Source organism: Blastocatellia bacterium (genome assembly GCA_025054955.1).
GTDB lineage: Bacteria > Acidobacteriota > Blastocatellia > HR10 > J050 > JANWZE01.
The window spans coordinates 1-14,065 of sequence record JANWZE010000129.1; the positions used below are offsets into that span (position 1 = coordinate 1).

Sequence of the window (14,065 nt, forward strand, 5' to 3'; positions counted from 1 at the left end):
CCACTTGGCCCCTCGTACCCGCAGATCACATCCGGCACGCCATCTTCATCGAAATCGGCCGAGGCCAACGCCGTCGGGCGCGCCTGATGATGTCCCAGGATTTGTTGAAGCCCAGCCGCGCCCCCATACACGGTCGGCACAGCCAGGCTCCCCGTCAAATTGATATGCTCCGTTTTAATGGATCGTGTCGGTAGTGGGCTTTCGCTTCCCAAACTAGCGGATGCTGACTTGGGCATCCGGCTCGCCGTCAGAGAGAATGAAAAGCCGCCTGCTATCAACCAGCCGCTCAGGCTCACCAGCCAAACCAACGTCACAATATGTCGGTGACATTCCACTCGGTTCATATACTCTCCTTTGAGTGATATTTGGTTCAGGTTGCTATGGCGCATTTTGGTACTACTTTGCTGCGGGGTTAATCAAAACAAGCGTTCACAGACACAATACATTCGGCTTGATACTATATTCCACCACCAGACGTCGTTCAGTGTAGTTGATCCTGTTGCGGTTGACAAGGCGAGTGCACTGCCCTATAGCTGTGATCGGGTTGGCTTGTTATCATAGTGAAGTTGGATTACCGATGATCATTTCGGCAGCTTGCGTTCCGCAAGTTTTCGGCGCGCGCGTTATCGCAATGGAGTTGGACAAATCATGATCGAGTTGGTTGAAGACGATGCGCTCGTCTGGTTTGGTGTGGACGAATTGCTTCAACTGGCGCAATGCGACGATCTGCCGAGGCCGCTGCAGGAGAAACTCGACGCCATATTGACAACGCCCGTGATCAACAATCGAGCATATCGGCAGGGAAGCCGGCCGCACCGCCCACTTAGTGATCAGCTCGGCCCGCTGCTGCGCGTGGCGTTCTGGAACGTAGCCCGCGGAGAACGGCTTGATGACATGCTGCTGGCGCTCACCGATGCAGGCTCATTTTTGCAGCAAGTCCGACCTGATCGCCGGTCGCGTGTCGCTGCTGAGCTTGACTTGTTGCAAGCTGCGGATGTGCTGGCGCTGAACGAAGTAGATATTGGCCTGGAGCGCACAGGTTATCGTCACGTGGTTGGAGAGCTGGCCGTCGCGCTTGGGATGAATTACGCCTTTGGCGTGGAGTTCATCGAACTGGCGCCGCTGCTGCTGGGATCGCCTGATGCAGGCTATCGTGGATTGCATGGTAACGCAGTGCTCAGTCGGTACCCGATTCGTCGAGCCATCGTGCGACCATATCATCATCAAGGATTCGATTGGTACAGGCAGGAGAAGCAATTTTTCTGTGGACTCACCACAGGCGACTCGATGAGGTCGCCGAGTGCGCCTGTGGCGCGGGCTTTGTCGTTTTGTCAATTACGGCGTGGCGGGCGCACGGCGCTGATCGTTGAACTGGATGTGCCTGATCTGCCTGAAGGGAGGATCACAGTGGTGACGACGCATCTGGAAAATCGTTGTTCGCCGGCTGTGCGCCGACAACAGATGGGGGAGCTACTGCACCATCTGCGAGCTATTGACCATCCCGTCATCATCACCGGTGATTTGAACACCTCAGGGCGAGATGGCACGCCCGGATTGGCACACAAATTCCTATTGAACCTGACGGCCAGCGGGCCGTTCTGGTGCTGGCTCGCGCCGCGCATCGCGCCGGCGCTCGGCTGGCTCAACGATCTGCGCGCTGGATCAGCCGATTTCTGGGCGACCGAGCGCGATCCAACACGTGACGCCTCGCCAGAACGAGGGTTGTTTGACGATCTGTACAGCTTTCGCTTCGATGACGGCAGGACGTTTGATTTTCGCGGCGACCCAGCCCGCACAGTGAACCGCTTGGGTGGCTTGTTAGCCAATTCCAATGAGCGCACAGGCGGCGGATTTGTGCCAACCAGCGAGACATCGTGGGCCTGCGGACTCATCGGACGAAGCAAACTCGATTGGATACTCGTCAAGCCGTACCTGCGCGCGCCTCAAGACCCGCAAGGGTCATATCGTTTCGCGCCGCATTTTGCCCGAACGCTACGTGAATTGAACGCATTGTCCGACCACCGCCCGCTACTGGTTGACTTGCCATTGTATGAACCGCGCGTCTAAAATCAGCCGCCCAGGAGGCAAAAGATGGCCAAAGAGTACACGACATTTGCCGAGTTCTATCCATTCTATTTGTCCGAGCACAGCCATCCCGTTTGCCGGCTGCTGCATGTGATCGGCAGCGGTTTGGTTCTAGCAACAGCACTCTACGCGATAGCGACCCGGCAATGGGCCTTGTTATGGTTGTTGCCGGTGATCGGTTATGGATTTGCCTGGGTCGGCCATTTTTTCTTTGAGAAGAACAAACCAGCGACGTTCACCTATCCGCTCTATAGCTTCATGGCCGATTGGGTCATGTTCAAAGATGTGCTCACAGGCCGATTGAAGTTGTAATCAGCAACGAGGGAGGTCATGATGAGAAATTTTTCAGTTCAACTTGCTCGATGGCCAATGTTGCTTATCGGGTTCACGCTGGCGATGAGTGGCGCGGTGGCTGCTCAACAACCGCCGCCACCGCCGCCGCCACCACCGGCTGCTCAACAACCGCCGCCGCCACCGCCATCGGCTGGATCACCGCAAACACCAGCGCCGCCGGCGAAAGCATTGCCAACTTCACGACGCGAGGCTGCGATCATGGATTGGCAACAAGCGAAAGCCTGGACCAAAGCGTACCTTGAAGCCATGCCCGCCGAGCATTATGGATTCAAGCCAGTGCCTGAGATTCGCACGTTTGCCGATCAGTTTCTGCATGCAGCGCAGAGCACATTTGCGCTTGCAGCCGTCGCAACAGACCGTCCCAATCCCTATGAGGGAAGGGAATTCTCCGAAGAAAAGGAGTTGCAGCAGAAAGACGCGGTCATCAAGCGTGTGATGGAAGCCTATGATTTTGTCATCGAAGGGCTCAAAGCGACGACCGACGAAAAGCTCAACGTCGTCGTGCCGGCGCGGCGCGCAACGGTGCTGGCCCCCAAATGGCAACTGCTGCAATGGGCGTTCACCAATCAAACGCATCACCGCGGTCAGACGACAATCTATCTCCGGTTGAAGGGCATTGTGCCGCCGCCTCAGCCGCCACTGTAGCGTTGATTCAGCCGGCGCGCATCTGCGGCTATGAAAGCATAGATGATCTCATCGCATGTGCTGTGAGCGGGTGGTCGTTTCAATGAGGACGTGACCATGAAGAGCTATCGAAAGGAATTGTGGTTCAACACGCCGACCCGGATGGCATTTATCAACATCACGCCACAGGTAGAAGAATGTGTGCGCGAAAGCGGTGTGCAGGAAGGCTTGGCGCTGGTCAATGCGATGCATATCACAGCTTCCGTGTTTATCAATGATGACGAAGCTGGCTTGCATCACGATTACAGTCAATGGCTGGAGCGACTGGCGCCGCATGAACCGACTGGTCAGTATCGCCACAATGATACGGGCGAAGATAATGCCGATGCGCACATGAAACGTCAGATCATGGGGCGCGAAGTCGTCGTTGCGATCACCAAAGGTCGGCTCGATTTCGGTCCGTGGGAACAAATTTTCTACGGCGAATTTGATGGACGGCGGCGCAAGCGCGTCTTAGTGAAGATCATCGGAGAGTGACCTGCATGCCGGTGATTTCGCCGTCGTCGTACACACCGCCGTGGTGGTTGACCAATGGGCATGCGCAAACCATCCTGACGGCGCTCCGTCGCGTCACTGGCGTTCATTATCAGCGGGAGCGCATCAGCACGCCGGACGATGATTTTTTAGACTTGGACTGGGCGCGCATTGGAGCGCAGAAGCTGGCCATCCTGTCGCACGGGCTGGAAGGCAACAGCCGCCGTCCCTACATCCTGGGCATGGTCAAGGCGCTGCATCGGCGCGGCTGGGACGCGCTGGCGTGGAATTACCGTGGTTGCGGCGGCGAGCCAAATCGGCAACCGTTCTTCTATCACAGCGGGGCGACCTATGACTTGCATACAGTCGTGCTGCATGCGCTCCGTCAGAACGTCTATAGCGAGCTGGCGCTCATCGGGTTCAGCCTCGGCGGGAATCTGACGTTGAAGTACCTGGGCGAACAGGTTTATCCGATCAGTCCGCTCATCAAGAGAGCGGTCGCTGTGTCTGCACCATGTGATTTGAAAACGGGGGCGCTGAAGATGATGCGACCGGAAAATCGTCTTTACATGATGATGTTTTTGCGGAGTCTTCACCAGAAGATCAAAGCGAAAATGCAGGTGATGCCTGACGTGATCAATGACGATGGCTTTGAGCAGATCAAAAACTTCAAAGACTTCGACGATCGGTATGTGGCGCCATTGCACGGGTTCAAAAACGCCGAGGATTATTGGGCGAAAGCGAGCAGCCGGCCTGTCATTCCCAACATTCGCGTTCCGACGCTGCTGATTAACGCGCGGAATGATCCGATGCTGGGGGAAGGGGCGTTTCCCTACGAAGAAGCGGAAGCCAATCCTTATTTCTTTTTTGAGGCGCCGGCATCGGGCGGCCACGTTGGTTTCATCAGCTTCAATTCCAACGGCGAGCTTTGGTCTGAAACGCGCGCGCTGGAATTTCTTCAACAACCGATTCACGTCACTGCGCACGGGCGATGAGCCTCTCGGTCAAACGCCGCAAGAAAGTTTCAGTATGAGGTTGCTGTGCTGACCGGCCATCCGGGCGATGAGCTTGGAGGTCAAACAATGCCAGGAAGGGTTGCGCGGGCGCGTCGTTCCGTTTTAGCATGAAGCACAGTTATGGACTACATTGCGTGGGCCATTCCGTTCTTCGTCGGTTTGATTGCCATTGAAGTAGCCGTCGCGTGCTGGTTGGGCCGACCGTACTATCGCTTCAACGACGCGATCACCGACATCGGTTGCGGCATCGGGCAGCAGGTCGTCGGGTTGTTCTTCAGGACAGGGTTGTTTCTCGGTTACGTCTATTTCTATGAGCGATTCGCGCTGATTGATTTCTCGAACAAGCCCCTGGCCGCCTGGATCGTTGCATTCGTCGGCGTGGATTTCCTCTACTATTGGTGGCATCGCTGGAGTCATCGTGTGAATTTTCTCTGGGCCATTCACATCGTTCATCACCAGAGCGAAGAGTACAATCTGGCGGTTGCGCTGCGGCAGGCCTGGTTTTCTGGTCTCACCGCGTGGGTTGTCTACTTGCCACTGGCTTTTCTTGGCATTCCGCCGCTCGTGTTTGTCGCGATGGTTTCCATCAGCACGCTTTATCAGTTTTGGATTCACACACGATTGATCGGCAAACTTGGATGGCTCGAATGGATCATCAACACGCCGTCGCACCACCGCGTTCATCATGGTCGCGATCCGAAATACATTGATAAAAACTATGGCGCAACCCTGATCAGTTGGGACCGGCTCTTCGGTACGTTTCAGGAAGAAGAGGAGGAGCCGTTGTATGGCACGGTCAAGCCCTACGCCAGTTGGAATTCGATTTGGGCAAACTTCGACTACTGGGCGCAACTGTGGCAACAAGCGCGACGCGCGCCATACGTGTGGGACAAGATACGAATTTGGTTCATGCCGCCGGAGTGGCAGCCGCGTGGCCTTCAGTCGCCGCCGCCAGCGGATTCGGGTGAGCGCATCCGCTATGAGACGCGCGTTCCGCTTGGACTGAACGGATACATTGCCTTGCAGTATGCCGTACTGGTTCCTGCCATGATGTGGTTAATGCTGAACGCTGACTCATTGCGACTGAGCGAGCGCGTCGGCGCAGTCAGCTTGATTCTGCTGACGCTGTTGATCTGGGGCGGGCTGTTTGAGAAAAAGTACTGGGCGCTGCCGCTGGAACTGGGGCGGTTGGCTCTTATAGCCGCCGCCACGCTCGCCTATAGCTGGGCTGAGCCAGCGATATGGCCACTTGGAGCGGTCACTTCAGTCATCGTGCTGTTGCTGGCCGGCTGGATTCTGCGCTATCGTTCGCTCTTGATGGTGTCAGAGCGGCGTGTAGTGCCTCTTTGGGGCAGATAGGATTTTGCTGCAAGCCGAGGCCGCACGCTGCGACGCTGCCTTCCCAAGGTTCGGCGCGCCGCTGGACTCCCGCAGCGTTGCCGCGACCAACCAGATCAGACGGTCATCATCAACCTCTTCCAACCCTTCCAAGCGTTTGTTCCTTCACGCTGGCACGCCCGCCAATCGCGATGTTTGTTGACAGGAGAGCGGGTTTATCTGTAGGATGTGGACTCCTCATCGCAGACAGGTAGAGTGCTATGAATAATCTCTATGAAAAAGCGCAGGAGGCTGCTGAATTCATCCGGTCGGCTTATGCTCAAGCGCCGCGTTGCGCTGTCGTGCTCGGTTCTGGCCTCGGCGCATTTGCTGACAGGCTCGGTGGAAGCGTCAAGATTCCTTACCAGCAGATTCCGCATTTTCCTGTGTCAACCGCAGTAGGCCATGCCGGGCGATTAGTGCTCGGCCAGTGTGACGGCGTAGACGTGGTGGCCATGCAAGGGCGCTTTCATGCCTACGAAGGTTGGACGATGCAGCAGGTAACGTTTCCCATCCGAGTCTTTGGGTTGTTGGGCATCAAAGCGCTGGTGCTGACCAACATGGCTGGCGGCGTCAACTTGAACTATACGGCTGGCACCCTGATGCTGATCAAGGATCATATCAATCTGATGGGCATGAATCCGCTGTGTGGCCAGAACGATGAGCGGTTCGGCCCGCGTTTTCCGGACATGACCTATGTTTATTCCGAGGCCTACCGGACGATTGCCAAGCGCGAGGCAGCTACGCTCAGTGTTCCGCTGCAAGAGGGCGTCTATCTGGCGCTGAGCGGGCCAAGCTACGAAACGCCGGCAGAGATTCGCATGGTGCGGGTGCTCGGCGCTGATGCAGTCGGCATGTCTACTGTGCCCGAAGCCATCGTCGGCCGCCACATGGGCATGGAAATTTTAGGCATTTCCTTGATCTCCAACATGGCGGCAGGCGTTTTGGATCAGCCGCTCCATCACCAAGAAGTTCTCGATATGGGTGAGCGCATGGGCGGCGTGTTGACCGAACTGCTCCAACGCATCATACCAAAATTGGTCAACCCGTAGTAGAACGCAGCGAGCGGGCTTCGGTTAGTAGGCCTGCGTTTTGGAATGATTAAAATCCGATAGCTTGGACTTGAGAGATTCATGAATGATGTAGGTTGCTTCGAGATTCGGGCGTTGAGAGACGGACGCTGAGAAGTCGCATCTGAAGTTTGAAGTCTGAGAGGTCGAATTATGATCATAGGAATTTGCGGCGGCACAGGATCAGGCAAGACCACCGTGACACGAAAGGTTCTGGAGGCAGTCGGCGAAGATCAGGTCGCCTATCTACAGCACGATTCGTATTACCGCGACTTGAGTCATTTGCCATTTGAGCACCGAACCAAGGTCAACTTCGATCATCCGGATGCGCTGGATACGGATTTGCTGATTCAGCACGTTGAGCAGTTGCGGCAAGGTCAGCCGGTTGATCAACCGATTTACGATTTCACGCATCACGCGCGCTTAGCTGCCGTGCGCCGCATTCTGCCGAAGCCGGTGATTTTGATTGAAGGCATCCTGATTTTTGAGAATGCTCGGTTACGCTCGCTGATGGAGCTGAAAGTGTTTGTTGACACCGCTGATGATCTGCGGTTTATTCGACGGCTCCAACGCGATATTGCTGAACGCGGTCGCACGCCCGAATCGGTGATTCAGCAGTATCTGGAGACTGTTCGGCCAATGCACCTGGAATTCGTTGAACCGAGCAAACGATATGCAGATATCATCATTCCTGAAGGCGGTCAAAACTTGGCGGGGATTGATCTGCTGATTCAAAAAGTTCGATCACACTTGATGGCAAGCCCACTGGAGCAGAAAGCGCAGGCTGGGCAGCATGGCTAGAGCGATTTGCGCATCGGTTTACCTTGGGAGCGCTCGCTTGCAGCGTGCAGTAGCCGGCAAGACACGGGGCCAGCAGGCTAAAGGCAATCGAAAATCGCTCTAGCGTCACCGACAGGAGCTGATCGCAACCAAGCGGATTTTTCCGGCGCGCAATAATAGTGGAGCAGCATGGCGAGAGTTACTGATAGGATGTTGATCGAAGCAGCGCGGCAAGCGCGAGAAAAAGCGTACGCGCCTTATTCACGCTTCAAGGTGGGCGCGGCCGTGCTGACGCAATCGGGTCGAATCATTACCGGCTGCAACGTGGAAAGCGCCAGTTATGGTTTGACGTTGTGCGCCGAGCGAGTAGCGATTTTTAAGGCCATCTCCGAAGGCGAGTTGAGTTTTAAGAAGATTGCCGTGGTGACCGATACTGATGAATTAACGCCTCCTTGTGGCGCTTGCCGGCAGATCATCTGGGAATTCTGCGGCGATGTGCCGGTCGTCATGTCGAATTTGAAGCGCCGGACGGAACGTGAACAGATGCGTAGAATTCTGCCTCGCGCGTTTGATCGCCGATTCTTGAACAAATAAGGAGGGAGCTATGTCGAGCCGAATTGTGCAAGCTCCACGAGGCAAGCAGATCAGTTGTCGTGGTTGGCATCAGGAAGCAGCGTTGCGCATGCTGATGAACAATCTGGACCCTGAGGTGGCAGAAAATCCTCAAGAGTTGATTGTCTACGGCGGCGCCGGCAAAGCCGCGCGCAACTGGGCTTGCTTCGAGGCGATTGTTCGTTCGTTGCAGAGCCTGGAGAATGACGAAACTTTGCTAGTGCAATCGGGCAAGCCCGTCGGCGTGTTTCGCACGCATGAGATGGCCCCGCGCGTGTTGATTGCCAATTCAAATCTTGTGCCCCAGTGGGCCACATGGGATGAATTTCGCCGACTAGAAGCGATGGGGCTGATGATGTACGGCCAGATGACGGCGGGCAGTTGGATTTACATCGGCACGCAAGGGATTGTCCAGGGCACGTTCGAGACGTTCGCGGCAGCGGCGCGAAAACATTTCGCCGGCGACCTGCGTGGCAAGCTCGTCGTATCAGGCGGCATGGGCGGTATGGGCGGCGCGCAGCCGTTGGCAGCAACGATGAATGGCGCCGTGTTTCTTGGCATTGACGTGGACCCAACCCGCATCCAACGGCGCATCAAGACAGGCTACTGCGATCAGATGACGGATAATCTGGATGACGCGCTCGCCACACTGATGACGGCCAAGGCAGCGGGTCAGGCAGTCTCGGTGGGATTGGTAGGAAATTGCGCCGATGTGCTGCCGGAGCTAGTTCGTCGTGGCATCGTGCCGGACATGCTGACGGATCAGACCAGCGCGCATGATCCGCTCAATGGTTATGTGCCAGCCGGCATGCCGCTGGAGCAGGCGCTGCAATTGCGCCGGTCCAACCCTGATGAGTATGTGAAACGCTCGCTGGCTTCGATGGCCCGTCATGTGGAAGCCATGCTGGCGCTGATGCGGCAAGGCGCAGTCACGTTCGACTACGGTAATAATATCCGCCAATTTGCCTACTCAGCAGGCGTGCGCGATGCGTTTGAGATTCCCGGTTTTGTTTCCGAATACATTCGCCCGATGTTTTGCGAGGGTCGTGGACCGTTTCGTTGGGTGGCGCTCTCAGGCAATGCTCAGGATATTCGCCGGACAGATGATCTGGCTATGGAGCTGTTCCCTGATGATCCGGTGTTGAACCGATGGCTTCGGTTGGCACGCGAGCGGATCAAGTTTCAAGGGCTGCCGGCGCGGATTTGCTGGCTGGGTTATGGCGAACGCGCCGAGTTTGGTCAGGCGATCAATGAGCTGGTCAAACGCGGAGAGATTGAAGCGCCGGTCGTCATTGGACGTGATCATCTGGACTGTGGCTCGGTCGCTTCGCCGTACCGCGAGACAGAAGGGATGAAAGATGGCAGCGATGCTGTCGCCGATTGGCCGATTTTGAATGCGCTGCTCAACACGGCGTCAGGCGCCTCTTGGGTGTCGTTTCATCATGGCGGCGGCGTGGGCATCGGCTACAGCCTGCATGCAGGACAAGTGATCGTTGCTGACGGAACCGCCGACGGCGCGCGCCGACTTCAATTGGTCTTAACCAATGATCCGGGCATTGGCGTGGCGCGGCACGCAGACGCCGGTTACGAAGATGCGATCCGCACTGCGCAGACCAAGGGTATCAAAATTCCGATGATCTGATACCACCCCCTGCGGGCAAACTCGAAGCCCTCTTGGAGGGAAATTACAAGCACGAAATCCGAAACTCGAAATAAATTCCAATGACCAAACTCCAAAAAATCCGAAACTCCAAATCCGAAACTCGAAACAAATTCCAATGACCAAACTCTCACATGTGAAACAAGGATTGAGGCAGGGTTTGGTACATTGAGATTTTGACGTTTCAACTTGTTTCGGATTTCGTGCTTCGGATTTCGGATTTCCCTCGAAGAGGGCCTGATTTATCCTAATTTTATGCTTCACCAGCAACTAATTTGTCATGCATCACAGCTTGTTACACTAGCAGGTCCGCCTGGCCCTCGTGTTGGCCCGTTGATGCGCGAGCTCGGCATTATTGAGGACGGCGCTGTATTGATTGAAGACGGCGTCATTGTCGCCGTCGGAACTTCTGCTGAAGTCGTTGCGCAAGCCGATCAATCGGCTGAACGGATTGATGCACGTGGCCAGGTCGTATTGCCGGGCTTCGTTGATGCACACACGCATCCGGTATTCGCAGGGACTCGCGTGCAGGAATACGAGCTACGCGCTATGGGACTCACGTATCAGGAGATTGCGGCGCGCGGCGGCGGCATACGCTCGACGATGGAAATGACACGCGCGGCATCTGAAGATGAGTTACTGTCGCGCGCGCGGCGCTATGCCCGTTGGTTTATTGAGCACGGCACGACAACGATTGAAGCCAAGAGCGGATATGGACTGTCGTTGGAGAGCGAGATCAAGTTACTGCGAGTGATGGCTGCGCTCAACCGTGAAGGGCCGTTAGAAATAGTGCCAACGCTGCTGGCGGCGCATATTGTGCCGCCTGAATTCCAGCATCAGCGAGAAGCTTATCTGAGCATGATCTCGGACGAGCTGTTGCCGCTGGTCGCACAAGAAAAATTGGCCGAGTATCACGATGTTTTCTGCGAAACAGGGGCGTTCTCTGTTGACGAAACGCGTGCGCTCATGTTGCGGGCGCGCGAGCTTGGACTGAAACTCCGGCTGCATGCCAATCAATTCAGCGACACAGGCGCGGCGGCGCTCGCCGCCGAGTTGAACATGAGCACTTGCGATCACCTGGAACACGTGGATCAAAGCGCAATCGCAGCCTTGCAACGAGCCGGTGTGATCGCTGTCTTGTTGCCTGGGGCTGTGTGGCATCTTGGCTCTCAGCACTATCCGCCTGCGCGGGCCATGATTGACGCCGGACTGGCCGTTGTGTTAGCCACAGATTTCAATCCGGGTAGCTCGCCGACGCCGAACATGCAGATGATCCTGAGCCTCGCGTGCACACAAATGGGAATGACACCGGCTGAGGCACTGACAGCGACGACGCTCAATGCCGCTTACAGCCTGAATCGTGGAGATCGAATCGGTTCTATTGAAATAGGCAAGCAGGCTGACCTGGTGATCTTTGATTGTGCTGACTATCGAGAGATTCCTTATTTTTATGGCCGCAACCATGTGAATCGGGTTATCAAGAGAGGATGCGTTGTATTTACTAAATCCTGTGTTTCATTGAATTAACCCTACTAACCTAAAGTTTAGCTTTAATTTTTCTTGACATTCAATCCTGCTTTCTGTAGGATACGGCCTGTCACCACTAGGCAACCGAATAGGGACTGGGGGAACATAAAAACTGGTCAACAGGAAGGGTTGTTGTGTTGTGGAAGCTGAAACGTCAGTACATGATCACATTGAAGCGAGGCGAGAGCAGCGGTGGAAGCAAAAGAGCGATTGACGAGAGACCCTGTTGGCGAGGCTCGATCCGGTGAAACATGGATGCCGCGACACAAAGCGGCTGTTGAATTGACCTCTGTTAGTATCTCTTCTCGACCTGTTGAAGTGCCCGTTCCTTCGACGCACATTCTGACAAGAAATGCTCGGATGTGGCAAGTCATCCATGACGCCGTGCGCGTCGCGCCGAGTAATGCGACGGTGTTGATTGTTGGAGAGACAGGAACGGGAAAAGAATTGCTGGCTTCGGAGATTCATCGGTTCAGTCGGCGTGCTCACAAGCCATTGACGGTGATCAACTGTGCGGCCTTAGCCGAACCGCTGGTGGAAACCGAACTATTCGGGCACGTCAGAGGCGCGTTCACCGGGGCAGACCGTCATAAGGTTGGTTTCTTCGAAGCGGCCGACGGCGGCACTGTGTTCCTTGATGAAATTGGCGAGATTGGCCCGCTGTTTCAGTTGAAGTTGCTGCGTGTTCTTGAGCAACGCGAATTCAATCGAGTTGGTGATACGCGCCGGCTGTATACGGACATCCGGTTTATCTCGGCAACCAATCGCGACCTCGAAGCTAAGGTGCGAGAGGGCAAATTTCGAGAAGACCTCTACTACCGGCTCAATGTCGTGACATTGACCTTGCCGCCGCTGCGGAAACGCAAAGAGGATATCGAGCTGCTGACATGTCATTTTGTCGAGCTGTTTGCTCGCGAGCTGGACAAACCCATTCGAGCCATCTCGGCGGACGTATTTCAGGTGTTAGCCAACCACGACTGGCCGGGCAATGTGCGCGAGCTGAGAAATACGATCCAACGCGCTGTCATTCTGTGTGACACAGATGTATTAACCAGCGATACTCTGCCGGAAGCCATTCGACATGCCCGCGATTCGGATGATATGGCTGGCGCTCAGAGCATTGAGTTTGACGAACGCGACTTCCTCTGCCCGTTCAAGGATGCTAAAGAAAAATTCCTCGGTCAGTTTGAACGGGAGTATCTGATTTTCCACCTGAAACTGAACAACGGTAACGTAGCGCGGACGGCCCAACGGACGGGCATCTATGGCGCCAATTTGTATGACAAGCTAAGGCGGTACCAGATTGACCCCAACCGATTCCGCTCTGCTGGAAGCGTCACCAACGTTGTTCCATTAACTGCTCCCTGACCTGGGCGACTGGCCTCTCACTGAAGCCCACTGAAGAGGCAATCGGAGACGCTCCCATTCAGAACGTGGCACAGGCGTTCCCGCCTCTGCTTCATTTTCATGCTTCGTGGCGAGCGCGGAGCTCATGAGCGATCCCTGAGTTTATCTTGGAGTGCGCCGGCAGAGCGAAGCGGCGACGGCGCTTTGTCACTTGAAAATGAACACTTTCATGCTTCGTGGTGAACGTAAGTTCATGGGCGATTCCTGTGAAAATAACCATTTTCATGCTTCCTTCGTGGCGAGCGCGGAGCTCATAGGCGATTCCTGTGAAAATCGCTGGGAGCTCACGCTTCCAGCGTGCCGGAGCCCGCAAGATGCAGGCCACCAGACTAAAGGCAATTGAAAATTGCTCTAGCCATTGGGCGCTGACTCTAGCCCACACAAGGTTTCGAGTGTTGTGCACTATAACGTGCGGCTGAAAATCTTTTTTCCGAGCGAAGGAGTTGGCTGATCGTGTGGGGATCATGAAGGAGGGACGCAAGGTGATGGAGCGGACACATGAAGAATTGACGCATGAAGACATCGAGCAGCTCTATCTCGATTACATGCACGGCGGTTCGGAGTGAGAGGCAGCGAACCAGGGAATCGGGCATCACGGGCCTCAACAAGAGTAGCTCAACCACACGATGTTCGGATGATGACGCGAAGAAGCTCAGGGGTCCGATGTCGTCGGAGTCCTGCACCATTCTGTCATGGCCGGCTCAAACGATGGTATGAGCCAGCTCGGCGAGCCGCCGACGTAGCGTAATCGTTTCAAATAACGTGCTCGGGAATGCGACGGGCAAGAGTTTTCTGTTGACACGGGGTGTTAGAGCAGGGCGGCCAAGGGGACTCGGTCACCCGCTTGCCGCAGCCACGCCATCAAGTAGACAAAGCGCAGGAGGTTCTCTTTGACTTTGAATCCCCGCATCAGTTTGGACCGAATCTTGAGGCAGAGGCCGATGGTGCGTTCTGTGTCATTATTCGTCAGATGCCAGACACGACTCCATTGGTCGGAGATGCTGAGCGCCACCTGTTTG

14 protein-coding genes are annotated in these 14,065 nt (G+C 55.6%); 12 read left to right on the forward strand and 2 right to left on the reverse strand.

All coding sequences use genetic code 11. From position 1 onward, the window contains the following. Positions 1–344: hypothetical protein (locus NZ823_15820; protein MCS6806594.1), on the reverse strand; the 344-nt coding region annotated here is incomplete at its 3' end. Between the two features lie 304 nt (positions 345–648). Between NZ823_15820 and NZ823_15825 the strand changes: the two genes are divergently transcribed. From NZ823_15825 to NZ823_15880, 12 genes are all read left to right on the forward strand, one after another. Beyond that, a complete protein-coding gene (locus NZ823_15825; GenBank protein MCS6806595.1) occupies positions 649–2,067 on the forward strand; it encodes an endonuclease/exonuclease/phosphatase family protein in 1,419 nt (472 codons plus the stop codon). Between the two features lie 24 nt (positions 2,068–2,091). Then, positions 2,092–2,397: a DUF962 domain-containing protein gene (locus NZ823_15830; protein MCS6806596.1), complete on the forward strand. Its 306-nt coding sequence runs from the start codon at positions 2,092–2,094 to the stop codon at positions 2,395–2,397. Positions 2,398–2,415: 18 nt separating this feature from the next. Continuing rightward, entirely contained in the window at positions 2,416–3,084 is a 669-nt protein-coding gene (locus tag NZ823_15835; protein MCS6806597.1) for a DinB family protein, read from the forward strand. A gap of 96 nt (positions 3,085–3,180) precedes the next feature. Further along, positions 3,181–3,600, forward strand: a complete 420-nt coding sequence (locus NZ823_15840) for a secondary thiamine-phosphate synthase enzyme YjbQ (protein ID MCS6806598.1) — start codon at positions 3,181–3,183, stop codon at positions 3,598–3,600. A gap of 5 nt (positions 3,601–3,605) precedes the next feature. Then, positions 3,606–4,592: an alpha/beta fold hydrolase gene (locus NZ823_15845; protein ID MCS6806599.1), complete on the forward strand. Its 987-nt coding sequence runs from the start codon at positions 3,606–3,608 to the stop codon at positions 4,590–4,592. 141 nt (positions 4,593–4,733) lie between these two features. Then, positions 4,734–5,972 carry a sterol desaturase family protein gene (locus tag NZ823_15850; GenBank protein MCS6806600.1) on the forward strand — a complete coding sequence of 413 codons (1,239 nt, stop codon included), beginning with the start codon at positions 4,734–4,736 and terminating at the stop codon, positions 5,970–5,972. A 239-nt stretch (positions 5,973–6,211) separates the two neighbouring features. Continuing rightward, the gene (locus NZ823_15855; protein ID MCS6806601.1) at positions 6,212–7,042 is read left to right on the forward strand and encodes a purine-nucleoside phosphorylase; all 831 of its coding nucleotides are present in this window, start codon (positions 6,212–6,214) and stop codon (positions 7,040–7,042) included. 171 nt (positions 7,043–7,213) lie between these two features. Continuing rightward, entirely contained in the window at positions 7,214–7,861 is a 648-nt protein-coding gene (udk, locus tag NZ823_15860) for a uridine kinase (protein ID MCS6806602.1), read from the forward strand. A gap of 168 nt (positions 7,862–8,029) precedes the next feature. Continuing rightward, a complete protein-coding gene (locus tag NZ823_15865; GenBank protein ID MCS6806603.1) occupies positions 8,030–8,434 on the forward strand; it encodes a cytidine deaminase in 405 nt (134 codons plus the stop codon). A 10-nt stretch (positions 8,435–8,444) separates the two neighbouring features. Continuing rightward, positions 8,445–10,094, forward strand: a complete 1,650-nt coding sequence (hutU, locus tag NZ823_15870; protein ID MCS6806604.1) for a urocanate hydratase — start codon at positions 8,445–8,447, stop codon at positions 10,092–10,094. 354 nt (positions 10,095–10,448) lie between these two features. Continuing rightward, entirely contained in the window at positions 10,449–11,639 is a 1,191-nt protein-coding gene (hutI, locus tag NZ823_15875) for an imidazolonepropionase (GenBank protein MCS6806605.1), read from the forward strand. 255 nt (positions 11,640–11,894) lie between these two features. After that, complete coding sequence (locus tag NZ823_15880) at positions 11,895–13,007, forward strand: sigma-54 dependent transcriptional regulator (GenBank protein ID MCS6806606.1); 1,113 nt, start codon at positions 11,895–11,897, stop codon at positions 13,005–13,007. 847 nt (positions 13,008–13,854) lie between these two features. Here the strand turns inward: NZ823_15880 and NZ823_15885 are convergent. Next, a partial coding sequence (locus NZ823_15885; GenBank protein MCS6806607.1) for a hypothetical protein occupies positions 13,855–14,065 on the reverse strand: 211 nt, incomplete at its 5' end.